Here is a 25,084-nt window from a genome sequence, read left to right on the forward strand (position 1 = left end):
AAGTGAAACTCGCTCATACGTTCATCGCGGACGGTTCCCTGGATCACGCTGGCACTCATGGCGGTCTGCTCCGTCCTGATGACCGTCACCGGTCGAGTCGCCCTGAGGCGGTCGCAATGAGACGGCGCATCGTGTCCTTTCCGGTCGCGCTCCTTCTCAGGGTCGCCTGACCGACGAGGTTCACCACAACAGTTGACGCAACCATTGAGTTGCCATAGCTTCTGTAGCAACCGGCTGGTTGCTACAGAAGGGGCGCGACGATGGGATTTCCCGACCGGATCGAACGCACCGTGCGGATAGCCCGCCCGGTGGACGACGTGTGGGCGGCGATCACCAGCGCGGAAGGGCTCGGCACCTGGTTCGGCCAGCGCGCCGAGGTGGACCTGCGCGTCGGCGGCATCGCGACCGTCTCCTGGGACAGCGGCGAACGGTCGCAACTGCGGATCGAACGGCTCGAACCGAAGACCGTCTTCGGTTACACCTGGCCCGTGCACGGCCTGCCCGCCGACGACCCGCGCCGCACGTACGTCGAGTTCACCCTGACCGCCGACGGCGACGGCACCAGCCTCACCGTGGTCGAGACCGGGTTCGCCCAGCTCGGCCCCGACGAACACGACGTGGCGTTCGCGGGCAACACCCGTGGCTGGGCGAGCGAGCTGGACGAGCTGGTCGCCTATCTCCATGACTGACCCCGCGTCCGAGGCCGTCGCGGAGGCGGTGTTCGTCGCCCTGGCCGACCCGAACCGGCGCGCCATCCTCGCCGCCCTGGCCGAGGGCGGCCCGGCCACCGCCACCGACCTCGCAGCCCGGCTGCCGATCACCCGCCAGGGGATCGCCAAGCACCTCGCCCTGCTCGCCGAGGCGGGCCTGGTGAGCGCCGAGCCGGGCGAGCGCCGCCGCGTGCGCTACCGCCTGCGATCCGCACCGATGCAGGTCGCCCAGCAGTTCCTGGCCGCCCTGGCCCGCGACTGGGACGGCCCGCTCGCCGCCCTCCGTACGCACCTCGAATGACACCGATCGAAGGACAGGAACCATGACCGAGCAGAGTTACACCACCACGTTCGTGGTCGACCAGACCCCGATGGAGGTGTTCGACGCCGTCAACGACGTACGCGGCTGGTGGTCGACGGACATCGACGGGCCGACCGACGTCGCCGGTGCCGAGTTCTCCTACCACTACAAGGACATCCACCGGTGCCGCTTCCGAATCGTGGAGTTCGTGCCCGGCGAGACGGTCGAGTGGCTCTGCGTGGAGGGTTACTTCAACTTCACCGCCGACCCGCAGGAGTGGACCGACACCCGGATCCGATTCGACATCTCGCCGGAGGGCGAGGGCACCCGGCTGCGCTTCACCCACGTCGGCCTGACCCGGCACCACGAGTGCTACGACGTCTGCGCGAATGCCTGGGGCGGCTACGTGGGCAGCAGCCTCCAGACCCTGATCGCCACCGGCAGCGGCGACCGCGACAACGAGGTACGCAACGCCGAGGCGCTACAGCAGCGCCGCTGACCCTGTGCGTCAGTCGACTCTGTTCGTCAGTCCGGCCAGGCGCTTTCGTCGACTCGGGCCGCAGGCCTGTCGGCCAGCACCGGCCGAGGGCCGTCGCGTCAGTTCGGGCGCAGCGTCCAGACGACGGTCATCTCCGAGGTCGGCTTGCCCTCCTCGGTGACGATCTCCACGCGTACCGGGAACTCCGGTCGCTCGCCGGCCTCCAGCTCCGCGATCACCTCGGCCGGCGGGCGACCGAGCCGCGCCGTCGCCAGCACCGCGCCCATGGCGAGCTTGCGGTACGCGATCTCGGCGCGCACCGCGAGCGGCGTGGCCCGGTCGAGCAGGTGACCGAACGCGGCCATCACCACCGCGCCGGAGGCGGTCTCGCCGAGCGTGAACACGGCCCCGGCGTGCGGGCCGCCGACGTGGTTGTGGGTGGCCGGCGAGTCGGGCAGCCGGACCACGGCCCGCACCGAGCCTTCCGCCTCCGGTGCCACCTCGACGAATTCGAAGCCGAGCGTACGGGCGAAGGGCACCGCCTGGAGCATGCCAGCGGCCACCTGCCGCGAGTCGATGGTCATGCCCGAACGCTACCGGCAAGTAACTTGACCGACAAGGCCACGCGACGGAGCGGGGTCAGCGCCTCTTGGTGGACTGCACGAAGGCTCGCCAGGTCTCGGGCGTGAAGGTGAGCACCGGCCCCTGCCGGTCCTTGCTGTCGCGCACCCCGACGACCTGCGCCAGGTTGTCGGCCACCTCGACGCAGTCGCCCTGGTTGCCACTGCTGCGGGTGCTCTTGCGCCAGATCGCGCCGGTCAGGTCCATGCTTCCGCCGCCTCCGAGATCATCTTGAGGGTGGCTCCCTGGGGCAACGCCTCGGCCCGAACGGCCTCCCAGTTCTGCCGAAGGGAGTTTACGTCCACAGTGCGCTCCACGATGCTGCCGCGCATCTGGTTGTCGAGGTAGGCGATGTCGTCGCCCTCCGGCGGGGTGGCGATCACGAAGGCACCGTTGAGCCCCGGATAGGCGCCCACCCCCTTGGGCACGATGTGCAGGTGCACCTTGATCCGACGCCCCACCTCCACCAGGTGCAGCAACTGCTCCCGCATCACCTTCGGCCCGCCGACCGGGCGCTCCAGCACCGTGTGGTCGAGCACCGCCACCAGCAGCGGCGGATTGGGCCGGGCGAGCACCTTCTGCCGGGCGAGCCGGGCGGCCAGCGGCGCCTCGACCTGGTCGCCGACGAGATGGCTCGCGCCCTCGTAGAGCGCGCGGGCGTACCCCTCGGTCTGGAGCAGGCCCGGCACCACCAACGGCTGGAAGCTGCACAGCGAGGTCGCCTCCTGCTCGATCGTGACCCACTCGCGGAACCACGGCATCAGGCTCTCCTTGAGGATCGCCTCCCGGACCCGCACCAACAGCCCCTCGCCGTGCAGGACGTCGTCGCAGCGCACGGTGAACTCCTCCCGGGGAGCCCGCCGACACTGCTCGACCGAGGCGACGAGCGAAGCCGAGTAGCTGATCTGCTGGCCGAGCGCCTCCTGGGAGAGTCCGGCCTTGGTCCGCAGCCGGCGTAACTCACCGGCGAACAGCTCCAACATGGGTAACCGATCCATCTGCACACCTCTGCACTTCGGTGACGACCGGCTCGTACGGCCGGGCTGGTGGGGGGTGATTCCCTTCCGAAAGTAGTGGTGTCCTCACCAGACTGTCACGTAGAAAGTTCCCCGATTGCGGCAGATCGTGGGGGTTTCTGTCGGGGCCCGTCCGCTCGTCCCCCGCTTGGACGGGCCCCGACCCAGGTCAGGCGCTCCGCCCGGAGCACGGCATCCGCGCAGAGGAGTTTTTGATGATCACTCACCAGTTGCCGCAACCGGGTGACGGGCCGGCACCGGACCGGCCGCGGGCGTACCCGTTGCACGAGAAACCCCACACCCCGCTGCGGCCCATGTGGTGTTGCCGGGCCTGCGGGCACCCGTGGCCGTGCGCCACCGCGCGCATCCTGCTGAAGACCGAGTACGGCCGCAACGAGATCGGCCTGTCGATCTATCTGTCGGGCCTGTTCTACGAGGCCACCCGGGATCTCTACCGCCTCAACCCCGACGACGGCCCCACGCCACGTGACCTGTTCACCCGCTTCGTCGCCTGGTCCCCCTACCGCCGCCCGCTCATCGAACCGTGCTAGCGGCCGATCGTCTGCGAGCCGCTCGTGGAGGCGCGTTAGCAGGGGACCCGTGCTATACCGCAGGCGTTAATAAGGTGCCCTTCCTTACATCGGTGCCGTCAGCGCCAGCCGACGTCGATGCGGTCGCCCCGGTCGTCGAAGAAGTGCAGGGCGTCCATGCGGACCTTGACGCTGAGCGGGTGCCCTGCGGAGACCGCCGGGTAGGGCGCCAGCCGGACGGCCAGTTCGGCCGGGCGACGATGGTGGCGGCCCGGATCGTTCAGGACGCTGGTGTTGCTGCCGCTGTTCGCGCCCTGCTCGCCCTGGTCGACCGCGACCCGGCCGGTGAACCGCTGCATCATCTGGCCGAACCGGCGCAGGCCACGCTGACCGAGCGGGACGTCGCCGTCGACCGGGGCGCCGACCTCGTCGACCACGATCGCGGAGGCCCCGATGTCGAGGAAGGCCAGGGACTCGTGGCCGTGGTGTTCGAGGTAGCGGATCCGGCCCTGGAGCACGTCTCCGGAGGTGTCCGGAGCGACCGGGGTGAGCGCCTCCGCGCGCATGCCGACCACGATCCGCTCACCGTGGTAATGCGCCACGGCCCGACTACGGATGTCGTTCCACGGCAGATAGAGCGCCTGCTCGCCGAGGGTGAGGGTGATGTACCGGTCGAGGTGGACGTAGACCGACGCCTCCAGCAGGTTCATCCGGGGGCTGCCGAGGAACGCGGCGACATAGAGGGTGGCCGGGCGGCCGTACACCTGGGTGGGGGTGCCGACGTCCTGGAGGACGCCCTTGCGCATGATGGCGACCCGGTCGGCCATGGTCAGCGCCTCGGCCTGGTCGTGGGTCACGTACACGGTGGTGACGCCCAGTTCGCGGGTCAGACCGGAGATCTCCGCGCGCAGCTCGGCACGGAGCCCACTGTCCAGGTTCGACAGTGGCTCGTCCATCAGGAACAGGCCGGGCCGACGGACGATCGCCCGGCCCATCGCGACCCGCTGCCGCTGTCCGCCGGAGAGCTGACCGGGGCGTCGGGCCAGCACGTCACCGATGCCGAGGGCGCTGGCCACGTCGGTGACCCGCTCGCCGCGCGGGGCCGGTTCGACGCCGGCCAGCTTGAGCGGGAAGGCGATGTTGTCGTTGACGCTCATGTGCGGATAGAGGGCGAAGTCCTGGAAGACCATCGCGATCCGCCGTTCCCGGGGCGGCAGCTCGTTCGCCAGCTCGCCGTCGAGCATCACCGCGCCCGAGGTCGGTTCCTCCAGCCCGGCGATCATCCGCAGCACGGTGGACTTGCCACAGCCGGACGGCCCCAGCAACACCAGGAACTCGCCGTCGTTGACGTCGAGATTGATGGTGTCGACAGCGACGGTGCCGTCCCGGAAGACCTTTGTCACATCCTTGAGCGCGACGGTTGTCACCGTCTCCTCCCCCAGCTCGTCGGCGAACCCGGAATGACTGTCGCCAGGATCACGCGGCGAGCACATCGGGTAAACGTGCCATGTTCGAATCGTGACAGACCTATTACGGTCCATCGAATGACGGCGATTGCACGGAAAGAGGAACTCAGTCGGCCGTCTCGCCCAGGAAGACCCGTCGGGCCACCCGCTCGGCGGCGTGCCCGTCCTCCAGTGAGCAGAAGCGTTCCCGGAACGCGGCCCGCGCCCGGTCGGCCTCCGGCGTCTCCAGCGCGCCGGAGCGGAACACGTCGAGCAGGTCCGGGAAGGTACGCGCCACCGCACCGGGCGCCTCGGCGGTGACGTCGAAGTACACCCCCCGGGTCAACCGGTACGCGTCCCAGTCCGGCGCGTAGACGACGATCGGTCGGTCCAGGACGGCGTAGTCGAACATCGCCGACGAGTAGTCGGTGACCAGCACGTCCGCCGCGAGATAGAGGTCCTCGACCCGGGGATGGTCGCTGACGTCGACGATCCGGGCCCGGCTGCTCGGGCCGGGCGTGCGGCGGTCCCGGTCATGGAAGTAGTGACTGCGCATCAGCAGCAGGCCGGTTGGGCCGAGCGCGTCGAGGAACCGCTCCGGGTCGAACGGTGGCCGGTAGCCGGGCAGGTGCTCGCGGTGCGTCGGGGCGTACAGCACCACCCGCTCGCCGAGACCGGCGTCCAGCTCCGCGCGCAGCCGCAGGACCTCCTCGGCGGTCGCGGTCACCAACCGGTCGTTGCGTGGATACCCCACCTCCAGAGTGGTGTACGCGGCCGGATAGGCCCGTTCCCACATCTGGGTGGAGAAGCTGTTCGCGCTGACCGAGTAGTCCCACCGGTCCACCCGACGCAGCAGCCCGGCGAAGTCCATGCCGGTCGCGCCCAGCGGGTACCGCTGCTGGTCCAGCCCCATCACCTTGACCGGGGTGCCGTGGTGGGTCTGCACATGCACCGTGCCCGGCCGCTTGCGGACCGAGTCCGGGAAGTTGACGTTGTTGATCAGCCACCGGGCGCGGGCCAGCACCCGGTGGTACGCGGGCGTACCAGCCACCACGTACTCGACCCCGTCGGGCAGGGTGTGCACCCGGTCCGGCCGGACGATCCACACGCCCCGCACATGCGGCGCCAGCCGCCGCGCCGCCTCGTACACGGCGGCCGGGTTGCAGGCGTACCCGCGATACCAGTACGCCGCGTACACGGCCAGGTTCTCGTCGACCGGCCGACGGCGCTCGACCCTCTGGTACCCGCCCAGCGCGACGTCCCGGGCCAGGCGTACGCCCCGACGGGCCGGCGGGCCCAGGCGGTGTCGGGCCCGGCGGGCGAACCGGCGGGCCGTCTCGCCGACGCGGCCGGTCGCGCGCAGAGCGCTGAACGTCTGCCACCGACCGGCCGCGACCAGCCGGTGCTTGAGCCCTTCGATCCCGTCCGGAACCTGATGGCCCCCGGGCGGGCGGAAACGGGCGTGTTCGATGGTGATCCGGGCGAAGAAGGTCGGCCGCAGCTCTGCCGGAATCCGCTCGTCGGTGCCGAGCACGGTCAGGTAGTGCCACATCATCCGCCCGAACATCGCCGACCGCAGTTCCTCGGCGCCGAACCGGTCCAGGTCCCGGAACACCCGGTGCCACTGGTGGAACACCTCGAAGTGCCGCTCGCCCTGGGTCTTCGTGATCGCCCCGGCCCGCCGCTGCCGGTAGTTGACGCAGACCACGTCGAGCACGCCGATCCGGTCGGCGGCCAGCAGCGCCGGGTAGCTGAACGACACGTCCTCGTACCAGCCGGGGGCGAAGCGCAGCTTGGCGTCGACGAGGAACTGCCGACGCAGCAGCCGGTTCCAGGCGGTGTGCAGCAGTTCCAGCGTCTCCGGTCGCTCGGCCAGCCGGAACGTCTCCGGCCCCGGCGGCTCCGGGAAGACCTCCGCCATCGCGCTGGCGCTGGCCCGGTCGTCCCAGTAGATGCGGACGTGGTCGACCAGCAGCACGTCGGGGCGGGTCTCGCGGAGCCGGGCGGCCACCTCGACCAGGCAGCCCGGCGCGAGCCAATCGTCACCGTCGACGAACCAGACGTACTCGCCGACGGCCAGGTCCAGCCCGACGTTACGGGCTGGACCGAGCCCGACGTTGTGGTCCAACCGGACCGCCCGGACCCGGTCGTCGCGGGCGGCGTACTCGTCGAGGATGTCGCCGACCGCGTCGGGAGAGCAGTCGTCGATCCCGATCACCTCGATGTCGGCGATCGGCTGACCGAGGATCGAGTCCAGGCACTCCCGCAGGTAGCCCTGCACCCGGAAGGCCGGGACGACGAAGCTGATCAGCGTCATCGTCCCGGCCTCCCGTCAGAGCGTCGCGCCTTGTCGCGTACCCGCCGGCGCCCGGGTGGGACGGCTCGGCCGGACGAACCAGGCCAGCACCACACTTGCCACGAACAGCACCAGAAGGTAGATACCGAGTGTAGCCAGACCAATACTCACGATTCCGGCGATCGCCGTCAGCGCCAGCAGCACCGACCGCCCCTCCCAGCCCAGCGTGGCCGAGTGCAGCGGCGGCGCGGGTTGCCGCTTCTCCAGCCGGGCGACCAGGTCGTAGTGGTGCAGGGTGAGCACGAAGACGTACCCGAAGATCAGCCACGCGGGCGCGCCGCCGATCACCCCGACCGCGACGGCGAAGAGGAACTCGGCGGCCCGCAACGCGGCCGGCACCAGCCAGTCCAGCGGCCCGTTGTGCGCCGCCCCGGTCCCCGCCGCAGCGGCCAGCAGCACCATCAGCACCACCGGCACCGCCGCCCAGCGCAGCCAGGCCGCCGGATCGCCGCCGTCCCCCAGCAGCGTCACCAGCACCAACCCCGCCGCAGCCAGCGCCGCGACCACCGCGAGCACCAGCGGCCCCGGTCGGCGCAGCACCGGCAGCCGGGTGGCCAGCGGACCGTCGTCACGGTGCAGGGTCGCGTCGACCGTGTCCAGCACCGGCACCCACATCCAGCGCGCCCGCAGGGTACGCAGCGCACCGGTGTAGCCGAACGCCAGCACTCCCCAGGTCAGCACCGCGAACAGGGCGACCCGCTGGTCGAACAGCGCGGCGGCTAGCGCGATCAGCGCCCACCGTTCCCCGATCGGGAAGACCACCGTGCGCTTGAGCCAGTACGACAGCGACCCCGAGTCGGCCTGCACCCGGTTGGACGCGGCGTTCAGCCGGTCACCGATGCCGCCGCCCCCGGTGCCCTCCGACTTCGGTCGACGGGCCGCCTCGTCGTGCAGCACGCCGTACCAGGCGTCGGTCATGTGTCGCACCGTCTGGAGGGTCATCGCGGCGATGGCCAACGCCCAGCCGTACCGGAACCCGGCCGCCGTGGCACCCCACCCGAGACCCGCGTAAACCAGGTACTCCTTGGCCCGGTCGGCCATGGTGTCCAGCCAGCCGCCCCAGGCGCTGAAGTTGCGCGTGTAGCGGGCGAGCTGACCGTCCACACAGTCGAGCACGAAGCCGAGATAGAGCAGGACCGCACCGCCGACCAGCGCCGGTCGGCCACCGGCGGCGAACAGCGCGGCGGCGGCGACCGCGAAGGCCACCGAGATCATGGTGACCGCCGTCGGGCTCAGCCCCAACCGGGCGCAGAGCTTGGTGACCTGCGGCGACCAGGTGCTGACGAAGTACGTGGTGAAGAAGTCGTCCTTCTCCTTCACCGAGAGCCGCAACTCGGCCCGGTCCTCGTCGACGGCGGCCACCGCCGCCTCGGCGGCGGCCAGTCCGGGCGCATCGTCGACCCGGTGCGCGACCAGCAGGCGTACCCGGTGGGCGAAGACCAGCGTCCCCTGCCCGGCGAGGCCCGCGAAGACCCGGTCCACCGCCGGGCCCGGGGCCTGCCGGTCGGTGCCGGCCGCGCGGGCGGCGGCGACGAGTGCCGGTACGTCGTCGCGACCGACCCGCACCGCGCCCCCGAAGACGCCGGTGGCCTCGCCGTCGAGCCGCTCGACCGGACCGGCGTCGACCACCTGGCCGCGCTCCTCGCGGACCACGGTCCGGCCACCGCCGGGCGGGTCGGTGAGCACCAGCGCCACGGTCGGTCCGACCGGGCTGGTCACCAGATGCCGCAGTACGGCGGTGTGCGCCACCAGGTCCGCGCCGCTGAGCACCACCGGACCACCCGCCGTGGCAGCCAGGTCCGCCACCTCGTCCAGGGTCGCGGCGAACCGCACGTCGGCAACCCCGGCCCGGCGCCACTGCGCAGCCAGCCCCTCCGTCAGGGCGCCGCCCGGCACCGTACCCGTCGGCCGGCTCGCGGCCGGCGAACCGGCGGCGAACACGATCGCGAGGGTCACCGGGGAACCGCGTCGTGGTACGCGGCCAGCGCCTCGGCGATGGTGCCGTCGACGCTCAACCGGCCGCCGTCGAGGAAGAGTCCTCGACGACAGAACCGGGTCAGGTCCTTTTCGTTGTGTGAGACCAGCACCAGAGTGCGCCCCTCCCCGAGCAGACGATCGATGGTCGTGTAGCACTTGTCGCGGAACTCGGCGTCGCCCACCGCCGTCACCTCGTCCATCAACAGGATGGGGTGCGGCAGGTGAGAGATGATCGCAAACCCGAGCCGGACCTTCATCCCGGACGAGTAGTGGCGTACCGAGGTGTCGATGGCACCCTGCACCTGCTCGCCCGCGAACGAGACGATCTCGTCGAAGTGCCGCTTCAGGTACTTCGACGACAGCCCGTGCAGGCCACCCACCAGGTACAGGTTCTCCCGCCCGGTCAGGTCGTTGGAGAAGCCGGCGGAGAGTTCCAGCAGCGGCGCGACGTCGCCCCGGACCCGGATCCGCCCCTCGTCGGGGATCAGCACCCCGGCGATCAGACGCAGCAGGGTGCTCTTGCCGGTGCCGTTGCGGCCGATCACTCCGAGCGTTTCGCCGGGCGCGAGCGAGAAGGAGACGTCCCGCAGCGGCCAGAAGCGGCCGTCGGAGGCGCCGCGCGTACCCCGGTGGATGAACAGCTCGCGCAGCCGCAACTGCCGGCGGCGGTTGCGGACGAACCGGATGCCGAGGCCCTCCGCCTCGATGATCGCGTCGGCCATCAGAGTTCCTTGAGCACGGCGGGTTCGAGCCGGCGGAACGTCCACCAGCCGACCACCAGGACCAGCAGGCTGATGCCGACGGTGGTGGCGAGCATCCGGGCGTCCGGGAACTCGTCCGGATACCAGACCGAGTGGTGGAGCTGGAATATCCCGACCAGCGGGTTGAGCTCGTAGCCCAGCTTGAGCCACCCGGGCAGGCCGGAGTCGCGGACCAGGCTCAGTGGATAGATGATCGGCGTGGCATAGAACAGCACCCGGATGACCAGACGCATGAACCGCTCCACGTCACGCATCAGCACGTTCGCCGCCGACAGCAGCAGCGCCAGCCCGACCAGCAGGGTGGCCTGCACCAGCACCGCCAGCGGCAGGGCGAGCAGCGACCACCCCGGGTCGATCCTGCCGTCGGACGCGTACCAGATCGCGATGGCGCCCAGGATCGGCAGGCCGGCGGCGTACTCGGCGAAACGCCCGGTGACCCGACCGATCGGGAAGACCTGCCGGGGCACGTTCATCGTGGTGATCAACCGGGACTGACCGGTCAGCGCGTTGGTCGCCTCGCTCAACGCCGAGCTGGTCCACATCCAGGCGAAGATCCCGGTGATCAGGAACAGCGGGTACGACCCGGCGGCCTCGCCGAGGTGCCGATTGGTGTCCCGGGAGTACAGGACGCCGAAGACGAACCAATAGATCGCCCCCATGCCCAGCGGCTCGATCAGCGACCAGAGATACCCCAGCACGGACTGCTGGTACTTGACCGCGAGATCACGTCGGACCAGGATGCGCAGCGAATTGCGGTGCGACCACAACGCCCCCACGCCAGAGGTCACCGCCGTCTCCCGCCTGCTGAACGGACGACAGGTTAGCAGCCGGTGAATGCGCTCAGCACTCGATCACGTTGACCGCGAGGCCGCCGCGCGCCGTCTCCTTGTACTTGACCTTCATGTCGGCACCGGTCTCACGCATGGTCTTGATGACCTTGTCGAGCGACACGGCGTGCACTCCGTCACCGCGCAACGCGAGCCGGGCGGCGGTGATCGCCTTGATGCTAGCCACCGCGTTGCGTTCGATGCACGGGATCTGCACCAGGCCCCCGACCGGGTCGCAGGTCAACCCGAGGTTGTGCTCCATGCCGATCTCCGCGGCGTTCTCCACCTGGGCCGGTGTACCGCCCAGCGCCTCGGCCAACCCGGCGGCGGCCATCGAACACGCCGAACCGACCTCGCCCTGGCAGCCCACCTCAGCCCCGGAGATCGACGCGTTCTCCTTGAACAGCACCCCGATCGCACCGGCCGCCAGCAGGAACCGCAGCACCCCCTCGTCGGAGGCCCCCGGCACGAACCGCGTGTAGTAGTGCAGCACCGCCGGGATGATCCCCGCCGCACCGTTGGTCGGCGCGGTCACCACCCGGCCGCCGGCCGCGTTCTCCTCGTTGACCGCCAGGGCGAACAGCGTCACCCAGTCCATCACGTGCAGCGGATCCCCGTCCGGCACCACCGTGTCGGTCTCCAGGCTGCGGCGCAGCTCGGCCGCGCGGCGGCGCACCTTCAACCCGCCCGGCAACGTGCCGTCCCGGGAACAGCCGCGCTCCACGCACTCGCGCATCACCCGCCAGATGTCCAGCAGACCGGCCCGTACGTCCGACTCGGCCCGCCAGGACACCTCGTTGGCGAGCATCACCTCGCTGATCGACAGGCCGGTCGAGGTGGTCACGTCGAGCAGTTGCGCGCCGGTAAGGAAGGGATACCGCACCGTCGTGGCGTCCGGCTTGATCCGGTCCGCACCGGCCGCCGCCTCGTCCACCACGAACCCGCCGCCGACCGAGTAGTAGGTCCGCGCCCTGACCTCGGCACCGCTCGCGTCGAAGGCCGCGAAGATCATCCCGTTCGGGTGGTACGGCAACGACCGCCGCCGGTGCAACGTGAGATCCCGGTCCGGCTCGAACTCGATCTCGTGCGTGTCGAGCAGCGCCAGCCGGCCCTCCGCCCGGATCCGGGCCACCCGCGCGTCGACGCTGTCGGTGTCGACCGTCTCCGGCGCAGCACCGCCCAGCCCGAGCAGCACCGCCTGATCACTGCCGTGCCCGTGCCCGGTGGCACCGAGCGACCCGAACAGTTCCGCCCGCACCCGGACCACGTCCGCGAGCAGCCCGTCGGCCTTGAGCCCCGCGACGAACGTACGCGCCGCCCGCATCGGTCCCACCGTGTGCGAGCTGGACGGCCCGATGCCCACACTGAAAAGGTCGAACACACTGATCATGACTGCACTTCCTCGCCCTGCCCCGGGATCACCGGTCAGCAGCCCGCCGAAAGAGGTGGCCGCCCCCCATCCGGACGCGGCCCGCCATACGCCCTGGTAAGAGCGCCCAACCCGCCGACCCTACCCCGCCCCACCCACACCCCGCCCCGCCCGCCCTGCGCCGCCCCCGCCCCCGCCCCCGCCCTGCCCCCGCCCCGCCCCGCCCCGCCGGCGCGATCATGGACTTGTGGTCGAGGTTTCGGCAGAGTATGCACCTTTTGCGCCCGCCACGACTCCTTGATCGACGAGTCCTCACCACGGCGGCAGCTACCACCACGGGTCCATGATCGGCGAGGCCCAGCCACGACTCCTTGATCGACGGACCTCGCCACGGCGGTGGGGCCAATCCCGGCTCCTCGATCGACGCGCGGGGTCGGGGTTGCTCGGGGATGGGTGGCTCGGTGGGGACGCGGGTAAGTACCTACGGGTGCGCGCGCTGAGGTTCGTTCTCGCGGGCGAGGGCGCGGGGCCCACCCGCTCCTAGCGTTGAGGGCATGGAGCGGCGGATCGCCGCAGAGGGGAAGTACCACCATGAGTCGCAAACTGGTCCGGCCCCGGCAGGGGCGCATGTTCGCCGGAGTCTGCGCCGGTCTGGCCCAGCGCTTCGGCACCTCCGCCGGGCTCATCCGGCTGTTGTTCCTGCTGTCGCTGCTGCTGCCCGGCACTCAGGTCGTCATCTACCTGGCACTCTGGATCATCATGCCCAACGAGGACCGCTACCTCGTCGCAGGCCACTGACCGGCCGTCCTCCGCACGCGAGGCCACCCCGCACCTGAGCAGCGGTCAACATGGGATTCCTCCGTCCTCCGCAGGCGAGGCCACCCCGGTCACCGGAGGTGCCGTCGCGCAGGCTGCCACACAGGCCAACGACATCCCACCAAGGCCACCCGGGCCGCCGGCTCACGTCGGCGGTCCTCGGCTTTCCACACCACCGCACTCAGGCCCAGGCCACGCAACTTCATGGTTGTTGCTGCCTCCAGAGCGGCGTGAGGCAGCAACAACCATGAAGTTGCTGCCTCGACCCCCGTCGGGGTGGACGACCGACCGCCCCGCCAGCAGGTCGAGCGACAGCCGGCGGGGCGGGGCAGTGCAGGGGCGGGGCAGTGCGGGGGGTCAGGGAGCGGTGTAGGTGATCGTGACCTGCTCGAAGCCGAGCGAACCGAGCAGGCCGGTCAGCATCTTGCGGGTGTTCTCCTCGGCACGGGCGTTCAGGCCGCTGTCCCGGGCGGCGGCGGTGATCCGGTCCTCGGCGAGCTGATAGACCTGCTGCTGCCGGTTCGGGTCGCCGCCGATCAGGTCGCCGACGCGGTTGAGCAGCCCGCGCTCCTCCGCGAAGACGTAGCTCTTGTCGAGGTCGAGGTTGGTCTCGGCGAGCTGCGGTGCGGGCAGTTTGACCTCGACGGACTTGCCGTCGGCGGACTGCACGATCGCGCCTTCGCTGAGGGCCCCGAAGTCCACGTACGCCTCGACGCTGCCGGACCCGACGAACAGGGTGCGCTGGTTGAGCAGCCAGTCCGGCACGTTGCGCCGGTCGTTCTCCAGGTCGACCACGACCTGGAAGTTGCCCTCGGCGGCCACGTAGCGGCTGAGGTCCTGCATCGACTCCAGCAGCGCGGGCTGGGTGCGGTCGGTCTGCTCCTTGCTGAACGGGTTGCGGAACTCCGGCAGGAGCCCGGTGGTCTGCACGCCGAGCAGCACCACCACCGCCATCGCCGCGGCGCCGAGCACCCAGAGCAGGGCCCTCGCGGCACCGCCACCGCCGCCCGGTGGCACGGGCGGGGCATCCGGCCGGCCCGTGCTGTCGTCACCGGGCTCGTGGTCGGCAAACGTGCTGGTGGGCTCGTTGATGTCGCTGTCGCGTGCCATCGCCCTCACCGTCCTTGTCAGACGCGTTGTCTGTTGATGACGGTAAGCCCCCGGTACGACAGCCGCTCGTCGAGTCGCCCGAACGTGTGTTTTCGCAGGTCAGAGGCGTGAAAGATCAGGTGAACGCGGAGACGCCGGTGAGCCGCTGCCCGATCACCAACTGATGGATCTCGGAGGTGCCCTCGTACGTCAGGACGCTCTCCAGGTTGTTGGCGTGCCGCATCACCGGGTAGTCGCCGGAGACACCGTTGGCACCGAGGATGGTCCGACACTCACGGGCGATGGCCAGCGCCTCGCGGACGTTGTTGAGTTTGCCCACGCTGACCTGCTCGGGGCGCAACCGGCCGGCGTCGGCGAGCCGCCCGAGGTGCAGCGCCAGCAGGTAGCCCTTGTGCCACTCGACCGCCATGTCGGCGAGCTTGGCCTGGGTGAGCTGGAAGCCGGCCAGCGGGCGACCGAACTGGGTGCGGGTGGTCGCGTACGTCAGGGCGGTCTCCAGGCAGTCCCGGGCCGCGCCGAGCGCACCCCAGACGATGCCGTGCCGGGCCTCGGTCAGGCAGCCCAGCGGCGCCTTCAACCCGATCGCCTCGGGCAGCCGGGCGTCCGCCGGCAGCCGGACGTCGTCGAGCGCGATCTCCCCGGTCACCGAGGCGCGCAGGGACATCTTCCGGCCGATCTCGCGCGCCGTGACCCCCGGCGTGTCCATGGGTACGGCGAAGCCGCGCACGCCCTCGTCGGTGCGCGCCCAGATCACCGCGACGTCGGCGATCGGGGCGTTGGTGATCCACATCTTGGTACCGTGCAGGATCCAGTCGTCGCCGTCGCGGCGGGCCCGGGTGGTCATCGATCCGGGGTCGGAGCCGTGGTCCGGCTCGGTCAGTCCGAAACAGCCGATCGCCTCGCCGGTCGCCATCGCCGGCAGCCAGCGCTGCTTCTGCTCCTCGCTGCCGTAGCGCCAGATGGCGTACATGGCCAACGAACCCTGCACCGAGACCAGGGAGCGGACGCCGGAGTCGCCGGCCTCCAACTCCAGGCAGGCCAGCCCGTACGCGACGGCCGTCGAGCCGGTGCAGCCGTACCCGGTCAGGTGCATGCCGAGCAGGCCGAGCGCGCCGAACTCGCGGGCCAATTCGCGGGCCGGCACCTCACCGGCCTCGTACCAGCCGGCGACGTGCGGGCGGACCCGCTCGTCCACCACCCGGCGCACGACGGCGCGGATCTGCCGCTCCTCCTCGGTCAGCGACGAGTCCAGGTCGAGCAGGTCCACGCCCACCACCCTAACGACGGTTCAGCAGGAGGTGTCGGGTCACTCGATCGCTTCGGCGAGCACGAACACCCGGGCGTGGATCTGGTTGCGCTGTTGCAGGGCGGCGCGCAACGCGCGGTGCAGGCCGTCCTCCAGGTAGAGGCCGCCGTTCCACTGCACCACGTGCGGGAACAGGTCACCGTAGAAGGTGGAGTCCTCGGCGAGCAGCTTGTCCAGCGCCAGCTCGCGCTTGGTGGTGATGAGCTGATCCAGCCGCAGCGGCCGGGGCGGGATCTCCGCCCACTGCTTGAGGGTCAGATTGTGTTGCGGGTAGGGACACCCGTCCCGGACCGCTCTGAAGATCACGACGGCACGCTCCTCCCCCTGGTCGGGCCGAACCACGACGCCGAGCCGGGCCGGGTCGCGGCGGGGCGCCGCGTACCGCGGCGCCCGTGACCGTGCCAGCGTAGCCGCAGCACGCACCCCACGTTCTGCTCCTTGTTGCCAGTTTCGCTATCGGTCGTCCGGTTCTGCACCGGACGAACCTCCGGTTTCGGTCAGCTCCACCGGCCTCGGCGGACGACCTCGTCGACCGGACGGCGCCCCCGACGCAGTGACGGTGACCGGTGGTCGGGGGCACGGTAACCGATCGTGAGCACCCCGATCGGGTGGTACGCCTCAGGCACGCCGAACGCCTCCCGGTAGGACGACAACCGCTGCGGCGGAATGCCGAAGAAGCACGAACCGAGCCCCTCGTCCACGGCGGTCAGCATCATCAGCAACGCGGCGAACCCGGTGTCGACGTACCAGTACGGCACCGGCCAGCGGTCCGTCGACCGGTCCGCCCAGCCCTTGTCCGGCTCGGCGTACCGTTCGAGGTAGACGGAGCGGTTCGCGTGCGGCACGACGATCAGCGGAGCCCGCCGCATCCCGGTCAGCCAGCGTCCCGTACCGGCGTCCTCCGGGGTGCTGGCCGCCCAGAACCGCTCCCGGTCCGCCGGCTCCTCCAGCACCAGGAAACCCCAGCCCTGGGAGAAGCCGGCCGACGGCGCGCGGACCGCATGGTCCAGCAGCCGCTCCACGACCTCCGGCGGGACCGGACGGTCCGGGTCGTAGTTGCGCACCATGCGGCGTCCCCGGACGACCTCTGCGAACTCCACGTCGTTCCTCCTCGCCGGCTCAGTTGCCCGGCCGGATACCCCAGTCGCCGCGCCAGGTGTCGCCCGGCGCCAGCGTGATCAGATCCCGACCGGAACGGAAGGCGTCCGGCGGGCAGGTCATCGGCTCCACCGCCACCGACCGGCGGAAACGCTCCCCGGTCAGCGTGTCACCGGTGTACACCTGCCACCAACCGAACTGGGCGTCGGCCCAGATCTGGAGGCCGTGCGACCGGTCCGGTGCGCTCAGCGTCACCGCGGAGCCGCCGTCGGCGTCCCGGATCACCTGCCCGAAGGCCAGGTCCAGCACCGCGTCGCCGATCCGGCGCGGCTCGGTGTAGTCGTACTCGGTGCCGGCGACCTTGGCCACGCCCACCGGCAGCAGCCGCCCGTCCAGCAGCAGCCGGGTCTCCCCCGGCACCCGCATCACCACGTCGTCCACCGCCACCCCGGGCAGTCGCAGGTACGGGTGCACGGAGAAGCCGAACGGCACCGACTCCACGCCGATGTTGGTCACCTCGTGCGCGGCCCGCAGCCCGTCCGCCCCCACGCTCCACCGGGTACGCAGCCGCAACGGCCAGGGGTAGCCCGGCTGCGCCGGCATGTCGAGCCCGACGACGACCTCGTCCGGCCGCTGCTCGATCAGCTCCCAGCGGGCCCAGTTGACCAGGCCGTGGATGGCGTTGTGCCGCTCCGGCTCGGTCAGGTGGAGCTGGTACGACTGCCCGTCGAAGGGGTACACGCCGTCACGGATCCGGTTCGGCCAGGGAGCCAACACCTGTCCGGCCGAGCCGGGGCACAACTCGTCGGCGGCGTACCCGTCGAGGTGCTCCACCCCGTCCTGCCGGTAGGTGCGGACCCCGCCGCCCACCTCGACGATGACCGCCTCGTGACCGGCGGCGGAAATGGTCCACTGTGCCCCGGACAGGGGACGGGGCTCACTGCTGCTCATGTCGCCAGACCCTAGCCCCCGGGACCGCTCTGCGCTCGCCGTGCCGGGTGGTCCTCGGAAGCGCCCTCGGTGGTCGACGTCACCGGCGGCTGGTAACGCCGCAATGCCGGGAACGCCACCGCGAGGACGACCGCCAACCCCGCCGCCACGAGACCGCCGCCGACCCAGGCCACGCCGCTGCCGAAGCCGGTCGCCATGGCACCCGCCCGCAGGTCGCCCAGCCGCGGCCCACCGGCCACCACCACGGTGTTGACGCCCTGGAGCCGACCGCGCATCCGGTCCGGCGCATAGATCAGCAGGATCGACTGCCGCACCACCGAGCTGATCAGGTCGGCCGCACCGGCCAGCACCAGCAGGGCGATGACCAGCCAGAGCTGCCGGGCCAACCCGGCCAGCGCCACCGCCATGCCCCAGCCCACCACGGCGAGCACCAGCACCAGCCCCTGCCGGCGTACCCGGCCGATCCAGCCGGAGACCAGCCCGGCGAGCAGCGAGCCGATCGCGATCGAGCTGTACAGCCAGCCCACCGCCGCGCCTCCGCCGAACCGCTCGGCGGCGACCTCGGGGAACAGCGCCCGGGGGAAGGCGAACACCATCGCGATCAGGTCGATGCCGAAGGAGAGCATCAGCACCCGGCTGGCGAGCAGGTAGCGGAACCCGTCGACGACGCTGCGCAGCCCGACCTGTCGGGGCGTACCGTCCGGGTCCGGCTCGGGCGGCATCGCGGGCAGCCGCAGCGCCGCCCAGACCAGGGCGACCAGCAGCACGGCGTCCACCGCGTACGCGATCGGCAGCGCCACGTCGAGGTGCCAGGTGGCCAGGATCAGGCCGGCAGCCAGCGGCCCGAGCACCGAGGTGGCCATCGCGGTGGTGAAGTTCAGCGTGGTCGCGGCGGGCACCAGCTCGGCCGGGACCAGCCGGGCCACCAGCGCGCTGCGCGCCGGCCCGCTGATCGCGTACGCGACCGAGCTGAGCGCCACCAGCCCGAGCAGCAGCAGCGGGCTGCCCACCCCCAGCAACGCCTGCGCCAACAGCCCGGCCACCGAGACCCAGAGCAGCACCGAGCCGGCGGTCAGCACCAGCCGACGGTCGATGGCGTCCGCCACCGCCCCGCCCCAGAGCCCGAACACGAGCAGCGGCACGAAGGCGGCGATGCCCAGCAGCCCGACCCAGAGCGAGTCCTGGGTGAGGGCGTACATCTCCACCGGCACGGCGACCGCGGTGAACTGGAAGCCGAACATGGCGATGCCGCTGCCGAGCCAGAGCCGCCGGTACGCGACCACCCGCAGCGGGCGCAGGTCGATGGCCCAGCGCCGCCGTTCGCGGGGCCGGTCCGTGTCGGTCGAGGTCACGGCGCCAGCCGCTCCACGACCCAGTCGTCGGCGTCGCGGCGGAACCGCAGTCGGTCGTGCAGCCGGCTCGCCCGACCCTGCCAGAACTCCACCGAATCGGGCCGGACCCGTAGGCCGCCCCAATGTGGCGGGGTGGGGATCGGGTCCGCGTCGGCGAAGCGCTCCGCCGCCACCCGGTACGCCTCGTCCAGCGCCGCCCGGTCGGGCAGGACCGACGACTGGGCGCTCGCCCAGGCACCCAGTCGGGAGCCACGCGGCCGGCTGGCGAAGTACGCCTCGGTCTCCGCCCGGTCGACCCGTTCCAGCCGGCCGGCGACGATCACCTGCCGTTGCACCGGAAACCACGGGAAGACCAGGCTGGCGTACGGGTTCACCTCCGCCTCTACACCCTTGCGCGAGAGGTAGTTGGTGAAGAAGACGAAGCCCGTCGGGTCGTAGCCCTTGAGCAGCACGGTCCGCGCGCTCGGTCGACCCTCGGCGTCGGCGGTGCCGACCACCATGGCGTTCGGCTCGGGCAGCCCGGCGGCGACCGCGTCGGCGAACCACCTGTCGAACTGCGTGTGCCACTGCGCCGCCAGGTCGGCCTCGATCAGGCCGGAGTCTGCGGCGTACTCGTGACGCATCCCCGCGGGTGGCGGTGTGTCGCCCGTCACGTTTCCTCCCTCTGGATCGGGCCGCTCGCCCCCGCGACCAGCCCGTCGGGGCCAGTCTTACCGAGGGCCCCACGGCGCCTGCGGCCGGGGATGTCGTCAGCAGCACATCCGCAGCGGGTCGCATACCCGATCACCAGCAGGCAAGATGTCACGAACACCATCCGGAGCAGGGTCGCCTGAAGGCGCTCACCCGGCCGGGGCCGGGGCACCGAGCCGGGCGGGCGGGCGCACCGACCACACACCAGGAGTAGTGAGATGGCCGACTTCAAACCCGGACTTGAGGGCGTCGTAGCGTTCGAGACCAAGATCGCCGAACCGGACCGCGAGGGTGGCGCGCTGCGCTACCGCGGCGTCGACATCGAGGATCTGATCGGCCAGGTCTCCTTCGGCAACGTCTGGGCGCTGCTGGTCGACGGCCGGTTCGGCCCGGGCCTGCCGCCGGCCGAGCCGTTCCCGGTGCCGGTGCACTCCGGCGACATCCGGGTCGACGTGCAGTCCGCGGTGGCGATGCTCGCCCCGTACTGGGGCCTGCAGCAGATGCTGGACATCTCGGACGAGCAGGCACGCGAGGACCTCGCCCGGGTGTCGGTGACCGCGCTCTCCTTCGTCGCCCAGTCCGCCCGTGGCCTCGGGCTGCCGGCGGTGCCACAGAAGGAGATCGACAAGGCGGAGACGATCGTCGAGCGCTTCATGAAGCGGTGGCGCGGCGAGCCCGACCCCCGACACGTCAAGGCCGTCGACGCGTACTTCATCTCGGCCGCCGAGCACGGCCTGAACGCCTCCACCTTCACCGCCCGGATCGTCGCCTCCACCGGCGCCGACGCCGCCGCCTGCATCTCCTCGGGCATCGGCGCACTCTCCGGCCCGCTGCACGGCGGTGCCCCGTCGCGGGTGCTCAGCATGCTGGAGGCGGTCGAGCGCAGCGGCGACGCGGAGAGCTACGTCAAGGGCGTGCTCGACCGGGGCGAGCGGCTGATGGGCTTCGGCCACCGCGTCTATCGGGCCGAGGACCCGCGCGCCCGGGTGCTGCGTCGCACCGCCAAGGAGCTGGGCGCGCCGCGCTTCGAGGTCGCCGAGGCGCTGGAGCGGGCCGCGCTGGCCGAGTTGCAGGCCCGCCGCCCGGACCGGGTGCTCGCCACCAACGTCGAGTTCTGGTCCGCCGTGGTGCTCGACTTCGCCGAGGTGCCGGCGCACATGTTCACCTCGATGTTCACCTGCGCCCGGATGGGCGGGTGGAGCGCGCACATCCTGGAGCAGAAGCGGCTCCAGCGGCTGGTCCGCCCCTCCGCCCGGTACGTGGGCCACGGCCCGCGCAAGCCCAACGAGGTGGAGGGCTGGGACGCCGTCCCGCACGACGTCTGAGGCGTCGGCGTCGCCCGACGTCTGTAGGTGTAAGGAAGGGACCCTTTCTACCGTCTCCGGTAGTACAGGGGTCCCTTCCTAACATTCAGGCGCGGCACCCCGCGCAGCGAGCGCTGCGCGGCGGGCGGGCAGCAGCGGGCGGGCGCGCGGCGGGGGTGTGGGCGACGCCACGGGCTGTGGCGGACGCCTCACGGTTGGGGCTGGGACCAGCACCCGGCGGGGCGTCGACGGGTGCAAGGATGAATTCCGGCAGCGCCGCCCGATGGGCTAGACCCCGGCTTCGACCGTGCACCCGCACGCGCCCGCCGTCGGTCCGCCCCACCTGCTCACCCGGGCCCCGACCCATGCGGAAGGATCTTTACGACCGTGGCTGACGCACCGACCATCCGGATTCCCGACGAGATCAAGCCCGCCGACGGCCGCTTCGGCTGCGGGCCGTCCAAGGTCCGTCCGGCTGCGGTCTCCGCGCTCGCCGAGGTGGCGACCAGCTACCTGGGCACCTCGCACCGGCAGAAGACCGTCCGCGACCAGGTGGCCCGGCTGCGCTCCGGCATCGCCGAGTTCTTCTCGCTGCCCGAGGGGTACGAGGTGGTGATCGGCAACGGCGGCACCACCGCGTTCTGGGAGGTCGCCACGTTCGGCCTGGTCCGCGACCGGGCCCAGTTCGCCAGCTTCGGCGAGTTCGGCGCCAAGTTCGCCAAGTCCGTCAAGGACGCGCCGTTCCTGGGCGAGCCGACGATCCGCAAGTCGGATGCGGGCAGCGCGCCGACCCTGACCGCCGAGGCCGGCGTGGACGTCTACGCCACCCCGCACAACGAGACCTCGACCGGTGTGGCGGTGCCGATCAGCCGGGTCGCCGGTGCCGACCCGGGCTCGCTGCTGCTGGTCGACGCCACCTCCGGCGCCGGTGGCCTGGAGGTCAACGTCGGCGAGACCGACGTCTACTACTTCGCCCCGCAGAAGTGCTTCGGCTCCGACGGCGGGCTCTGGCTGGCCCTGATGTCGCCGGCTGCGCTGGAGCGGGCGGCCGAGATCAAGGCTTCCGGCCGGTACATCCCGGCCTTCCTCGACCTGGTCACCGCGATCGACAACTCGCGGCTGGAGCAGACCTACAACACTCCGGCGCTGGCGACGATCTTCCTCGCCGCCGAGCAGACCGACTGGATGAATTCCCAGGGTGGGCTGGCCTGGGCGGCCAAGCGCACGGCCGAGAGCGCCGCGGCGGTGTACGGCTGGGCCGAGCGCTCGACCGTCGCCACCCCGTTCGTCACCGACCCGGCGCTGCGTTCCAACGTGGTCGCCACCATCGACTTCGCCGACGGGGTGGACGCCACCGCGATCGCCAAGGCACTGCGCGCCAACGGCATCGTGGACACCGAGCCGTACCGGAAGCTGGGCCGCAACCAGCTCCGGGTGGCCCTCTTCCCGGCCGTCGAGCCGGCCGACGTGGAGGCGCTGACCGCCTCGATCGACTACGTGGTCGAGCGACTCTGAGTGAACTCGCGGTGACCCTGCGGGCCCGGTCGACCCACCGTGGTCGCCGGGCCCGTGTCGTACTGCGACAAACGCCACTGTCGCGCTCGCGGCACTGACCCGCCGCACAGCGCTCAGCAGCGGGGAATTAGGCTGCTCAGCTCGACTTGCCCGGGCGTGGCGTCTCCCACCAGGCTCCGGATGGGCGTACCGTGGAGCGCAACGCCCCGGGTGGCCGGCTCGTGGCGTAACGGCCAGCGAAGCGGGACGGAGGCAACGCGATGCGCCCAGTACGCTTCGTCGCCCTCTCCGAGGACGGCCAGGCCCTGGTGCTCGCCGACGAGGTCGGGCGCCTGCTCGCCCTGCCCATCGACGAGCGTATCGCCGGAGCGATGCACGCCGAGCCGGGTGCGCCCACGCTCGCGGTGGCACCGTCCACCGCCGACCCGGTGCCGTCGCTGTCCCCTCGGGACATCCAGGCCCGGATCCGCTCCGGTGAGTCCGCCGAGGACGTCGCCCGGATCGCCGGTGTGCCGGTCGACCGAGTGCTCCGCTACGCCGGGCCGGTGCTCCAGGAGCGGGCGATGCTCGCCCAGCACGCCCGCCGTACCCGGCTCAAGGGCGCCGAGAAGCCCACGCCCCTCGCCGAGGTGGTCAACGGCCGGCTCGCCCAGCACGGGATCGACACCGAGAAGATCTCCTGGGACGCGTGGCGTCGCGACGACGGCACCTGGCGGATCGTCGCCACCTGGCCGTCCGGCAAGGCCACTGCCCAGGCAGTCTGGGATCTGGACAAGACCCGGCAGTCGGTGGCCCCACACGACGACATGGCGCAATACCTCTGCGCCGAGCGGCCCGCGCCGCTCCTCGGCCAGGAACCGGCACCGGAGCGGGGCGGTCACGCCCTGCCCGGCCCGTCGCGCGGTGAGCCGAGCCGGGGTGGGCACGGGCTGCCTGCGCCGACCGATCAGAACCGATCCGGCCGGGATCCGATCCGGGCCGGCCGGGACGCGTTGCTCGCCTCGCTGGACCGTCCGCTCGGCTCCACCTCGGGCCGTGGCCTTGAGCCCCGCTCGCCGGCCGCGCTCGCCGGTGGCCAGGACACGCAGCGCCGGGCCGTCGGTGGCGGGGCAGCCGCCCTGCTCGGCGGCGGTCAGGGTTCCGCCTTCGACGACGACGCGGACGCGCCAAAGGAGGTCCCGGCCGTGCCGTCGCTGGCGGTGCTGCGACCGCGCCGCACGGGTGCCCCGGCCGCCACGAGCAACGAGTCGACCGAGGCCGGCGCCAAGCCGCGCAAGCGGCTGCCGAGCTGGGACGACGTCCTGTTCGGCAGCGGTCCCGCGGCCCGCGAGTCCTCCTGACCGGGCATCGGCCACGCGCCGGTGCCCGCCGAGGGCGCTGAGCTAGGACAGCGGCCACGCCGCGAGGCGGTGGTGGGCCGGGTGCGGCCCCAGTTCACTGCGGGTGAGCACGAGTTCCCCGGCCGACCATTCGGGGCCCTGGTAGTCCGTCAGGGCGGCGAGATCGGCGTCCACGTCAGCCGGTGATAGCCGGTCGCCAGGCCGGGCCACGGTCAGGTGCGGACGCAGCGGCTTCTCGTCGTACGGCAGCCGGGCGTGACGCAGCCGGGAGCGGACCAGTCGCCCCAACACGTGCAGTGCCTCGACCTCGCCGCCCACCCCGACCCAGAGCACGGTGAAACGTCCCCGACCGAACCGCCCGCCGCCGGCCAACCGAAGCCGAGGAGCGGCGGTACGCCCTTCCCGCGCCCACTCGGCGGCGAGCCCGAGGGCGCTCTCCACCTCGACCAGCCGCCCCGCGTCGACGTCACCGAGGAACGCGAGGGTGAGGTGGGCCCGCGCCGGATCGAACAGTCGGACGTTCGTCCCGGCGGCAGCGGCGGCACCGAGCCGGAGCCGCACCACCCGGTCGGTCAGGTGCGCGACCGCCTCGGTCGACGGATGGATCGCGGTGAAGAGTCGCACCTCGTGAAGGATCGCAGCTAGCGGTGCCGCTCGCGCTGCCCGGGGCGGGTCGCCGGCAGGCGCAGCCCGGCGGCATCCAGCTCGCCCTCCACTCTGACCCGTTCGATCTGCCGGTCGACGCCGGTCAACTCGGCCAGGTGCTCGGTGACACCCAGTGCCCGGCAGGCCAACCGGAGGCGGTCGTCGTACGCGTCGAGGACGGCGCTGTGCCACACCACCGCCGCCCCGCCGACCCGTTCCCGCCGCAGGCACCTCAGGTCGGCCGCGATCTGCTCCAACGGATGTCGGTCGCGCCGGTCGAGGGCGGCGAGATCGGCCCGGACGGCGAACCTGTCGGCCGCCAGCGTCCGGTGCAGCCGGGCGATCACTCGTCGGTCCCGACGCCGGGCACGCCACTGCGAGTAGCCGTAGGTGACCCGGCCGACCATGTCGTCGGCACCGACCACCAGGACGATCAGCACCGGCAGGAGGACCACGCCGGCCAGCGACAGGGCGAGCAGCAGCGCACGCAGAACCTCCACGCAAAGAAGCTATGCCGACACCCAGCGTGACGTAACCGATTTTCCGGTATCCGCGCCGCTCACCCC

At 71.6% G+C, this 25,084-nt stretch carries 26 protein-coding genes; 8 read left to right on the top strand and 18 right to left on the bottom strand.

What is annotated here, in order from left to right:
- The first annotated feature begins 260 nt into the window (after window positions 1-260).
- From ACIBO1_RS03200 to ACIBO1_RS03210, 3 genes are read left to right on the top strand one after another with little or no spacing between them, the layout of a single operon-like run.
- Window positions 261-689: an SRPBCC domain-containing protein gene (locus ACIBO1_RS03200; RefSeq protein WP_396741014.1), complete on the top strand. Its 429-nt coding sequence runs from the start codon at window positions 261-263 to the stop codon at window positions 687-689.
- Window positions 682-1,011, top strand: a complete 330-nt coding sequence (locus tag ACIBO1_RS03205) for a helix-turn-helix transcriptional regulator (RefSeq protein ID WP_131053173.1) — start codon at window positions 682-684, stop codon at window positions 1,009-1,011. The genes ACIBO1_RS03200 and ACIBO1_RS03205 overlap by 8 nt, the downstream gene beginning before the upstream one ends.
- A 22-nt stretch (window positions 1,012-1,033) precedes the next feature.
- Entirely contained in the window at window positions 1,034-1,510 is a 477-nt protein-coding gene (locus ACIBO1_RS03210) for an SRPBCC domain-containing protein (protein ID WP_396741015.1), read from the top strand.
- Window positions 1,511-1,608: 98 nt separating this feature from the next.
- Here ACIBO1_RS03210 and ACIBO1_RS03215 read toward each other — a convergent pair whose 3' ends face one another.
- Genes ACIBO1_RS03215 through ACIBO1_RS03225 form a run of 3 tightly spaced genes read right to left on the bottom strand, consistent with a single transcriptional unit; the run spans window position 1,609 to window position 3,108 of the window.
- Entirely contained in the window at window positions 1,609-2,073 is a 465-nt protein-coding gene (locus ACIBO1_RS03215) for a DUF4442 domain-containing protein (RefSeq protein ID WP_350696134.1), read from the bottom strand.
- 55 nt (window positions 2,074-2,128) lie between these two features.
- The gene (locus tag ACIBO1_RS03220) at window positions 2,129-2,317 is read right to left on the bottom strand and encodes a DUF397 domain-containing protein (RefSeq protein WP_396741016.1); all 189 of its coding nucleotides are present in this window, start codon (window positions 2,315-2,317) and stop codon (window positions 2,129-2,131) included.
- Window positions 2,308-3,108 (bottom strand): Scr1 family TA system antitoxin-like transcriptional regulator, encoded by an 801-nt coding sequence (locus ACIBO1_RS03225; protein WP_396741017.1) that lies wholly within the window; start codon window positions 3,106-3,108, stop codon window positions 2,308-2,310. The genes ACIBO1_RS03220 and ACIBO1_RS03225 overlap by 10 nt, the downstream gene beginning before the upstream one ends.
- Before the next feature lie 233 nt (window positions 3,109-3,341).
- Here ACIBO1_RS03225 and ACIBO1_RS03230 point away from each other — a divergent pair, with 233 nt between their 5' ends.
- Complete coding sequence (locus ACIBO1_RS03230) at window positions 3,342-3,677, top strand: hypothetical protein (protein ID WP_396741018.1); 336 nt, start codon at window positions 3,342-3,344, stop codon at window positions 3,675-3,677.
- A 98-nt stretch (window positions 3,678-3,775) separates the two neighbouring features.
- Here the strand turns inward: ACIBO1_RS03230 and ACIBO1_RS03235 are convergent, their stop codons facing one another.
- The 6 genes from ACIBO1_RS03235 to ACIBO1_RS03260 all read right to left on the bottom strand — a co-directional run bounded on the left by ACIBO1_RS03235 (window position 3,776) and on the right by ACIBO1_RS03260 (window position 12,412).
- Window positions 3,776-5,083 carry an ABC transporter ATP-binding protein gene (locus tag ACIBO1_RS03235; RefSeq protein WP_396741019.1) on the bottom strand — a complete coding sequence of 436 codons (1,308 nt, stop codon included), beginning with the start codon at window positions 5,081-5,083 and terminating at the stop codon, window positions 3,776-3,778.
- 145 nt (window positions 5,084-5,228) lie between these two features.
- A complete protein-coding gene (locus ACIBO1_RS03240) occupies window positions 5,229-7,418 on the bottom strand; it encodes a CDP-glycerol glycerophosphotransferase family protein (protein ID WP_396741020.1) in 2,190 nt (729 codons plus the stop codon).
- A 15-nt stretch (window positions 7,419-7,433) separates the two neighbouring features.
- Complete coding sequence (locus ACIBO1_RS03245) at window positions 7,434-9,413, bottom strand: DUF5941 domain-containing protein (protein ID WP_396741021.1); 1,980 nt, start codon at window positions 9,411-9,413, stop codon at window positions 7,434-7,436.
- Window positions 9,410-10,156, bottom strand: coding sequence for an ABC transporter ATP-binding protein (locus ACIBO1_RS03250; protein WP_396741022.1), 747 nt, complete (start codon window positions 10,154-10,156; stop codon window positions 9,410-9,412). The genes ACIBO1_RS03245 and ACIBO1_RS03250 overlap by 4 nt, the downstream gene beginning before the upstream one ends.
- The gene (locus ACIBO1_RS03255; protein ID WP_396741023.1) at window positions 10,156-10,983 is read right to left on the bottom strand and encodes an ABC transporter permease; all 828 of its coding nucleotides are present in this window, start codon (window positions 10,981-10,983) and stop codon (window positions 10,156-10,158) included. Before ACIBO1_RS03255 ends, ACIBO1_RS03250 begins: the two co-directional genes overlap by 1 nt.
- A 52-nt stretch (window positions 10,984-11,035) precedes the next feature.
- Window positions 11,036-12,412, bottom strand: a complete 1,377-nt coding sequence (locus tag ACIBO1_RS03260; protein WP_396741024.1) for an L-serine ammonia-lyase — start codon at window positions 12,410-12,412, stop codon at window positions 11,036-11,038.
- A gap of 570 nt (window positions 12,413-12,982) precedes the next feature.
- On the opposite strand from ACIBO1_RS03260, the gene ACIBO1_RS03265 reads away from it, so the two are divergent.
- A complete protein-coding gene (locus ACIBO1_RS03265; protein ID WP_117230305.1) occupies window positions 12,983-13,189 on the top strand; it encodes a PspC domain-containing protein in 207 nt (68 codons plus the stop codon).
- Window positions 13,190-13,564: 375 nt separating this feature from the next.
- Here ACIBO1_RS03265 and ACIBO1_RS03270 read toward each other — a convergent pair whose 3' ends face one another.
- The 7 genes from ACIBO1_RS03270 to pdxH form a co-directional block, all read right to left on the bottom strand.
- On the bottom strand, window positions 13,565-14,317 hold the full coding sequence (locus ACIBO1_RS03270; RefSeq protein WP_396741025.1) for a DUF4230 domain-containing protein: 753 nt from the start codon (window positions 14,315-14,317) through the stop codon (window positions 13,565-13,567).
- Window positions 14,318-14,432: 115 nt separating this feature from the next.
- Window positions 14,433-15,593, bottom strand: a complete 1,161-nt coding sequence (locus ACIBO1_RS03275; protein WP_396741026.1) for an acyl-CoA dehydrogenase family protein — start codon at window positions 15,591-15,593, stop codon at window positions 14,433-14,435.
- 30 nt (window positions 15,594-15,623) lie between these two features.
- Window positions 15,624-15,929: a type II toxin-antitoxin system VapB family antitoxin gene (locus tag ACIBO1_RS03280; RefSeq protein WP_131055140.1), complete on the bottom strand. Its 306-nt coding sequence runs from the start codon at window positions 15,927-15,929 to the stop codon at window positions 15,624-15,626.
- A 191-nt stretch (window positions 15,930-16,120) separates the two neighbouring features.
- A complete protein-coding gene (locus tag ACIBO1_RS03285; RefSeq protein ID WP_396741027.1) occupies window positions 16,121-16,723 on the bottom strand; it encodes a nitroreductase family protein in 603 nt (200 codons plus the stop codon).
- Between the two features lie 19 nt (window positions 16,724-16,742).
- Window positions 16,743-17,672 (bottom strand): aldose 1-epimerase family protein, encoded by a 930-nt coding sequence (locus tag ACIBO1_RS03290; RefSeq protein WP_396741028.1) that lies wholly within the window; start codon window positions 17,670-17,672, stop codon window positions 16,743-16,745.
- 11 nt (window positions 17,673-17,683) lie between these two features.
- Window positions 17,684-19,024: an MFS transporter gene (locus ACIBO1_RS03295; RefSeq protein WP_396741029.1), complete on the bottom strand. Its 1,341-nt coding sequence runs from the start codon at window positions 19,022-19,024 to the stop codon at window positions 17,684-17,686.
- Entirely contained in the window at window positions 19,021-19,647 is a 627-nt protein-coding gene (gene pdxH, locus ACIBO1_RS03300; protein ID WP_396741496.1) for a pyridoxamine 5'-phosphate oxidase, read from the bottom strand. Before pdxH ends, ACIBO1_RS03295 begins: the two co-directional genes overlap by 4 nt.
- A gap of 285 nt (window positions 19,648-19,932) precedes the next feature.
- On the opposite strand from pdxH, the gene ACIBO1_RS03305 reads away from it, so the two are divergent.
- From ACIBO1_RS03305 to sepH, 3 genes are all read left to right on the top strand, one after another.
- Window positions 19,933-21,039, top strand: coding sequence for a citrate synthase 2 (locus ACIBO1_RS03305; protein WP_396692183.1), 1,107 nt, complete (start codon window positions 19,933-19,935; stop codon window positions 21,037-21,039).
- A gap of 366 nt (window positions 21,040-21,405) precedes the next feature.
- Complete coding sequence (gene serC / locus ACIBO1_RS03310) at window positions 21,406-22,533, top strand: phosphoserine transaminase (RefSeq protein ID WP_396741030.1); 1,128 nt, start codon at window positions 21,406-21,408, stop codon at window positions 22,531-22,533.
- Between the two features lie 260 nt (window positions 22,534-22,793).
- The gene (sepH, locus tag ACIBO1_RS03315; RefSeq protein ID WP_396741031.1) at window positions 22,794-23,873 is read left to right on the top strand and encodes a septation protein SepH; all 1,080 of its coding nucleotides are present in this window, start codon (window positions 22,794-22,796) and stop codon (window positions 23,871-23,873) included.
- 42 nt (window positions 23,874-23,915) lie between these two features.
- Here the strand turns inward: sepH and thpR are convergent, their stop codons facing one another.
- Together thpR and ACIBO1_RS03325 are read right to left on the bottom strand one after the other, a co-directional pair.
- Entirely contained in the window at window positions 23,916-24,497 is a 582-nt protein-coding gene (gene thpR / locus ACIBO1_RS03320) for an RNA 2',3'-cyclic phosphodiesterase (RefSeq protein WP_396741032.1), read from the bottom strand.
- A gap of 17 nt (window positions 24,498-24,514) precedes the next feature.
- Entirely contained in the window at window positions 24,515-25,018 is a 504-nt protein-coding gene (locus ACIBO1_RS03325; RefSeq protein ID WP_396741033.1) for a hypothetical protein, read from the bottom strand.
- Between the last annotated feature and the right edge of the window lie 66 nt (window positions 25,019-25,084).

It is taken from the genome of Micromonospora sp. NPDC049903, assembly GCF_044460945.1.
Classification (GTDB): domain Bacteria; phylum Actinomycetota; class Actinomycetes; order Mycobacteriales; family Micromonosporaceae; genus Micromonospora.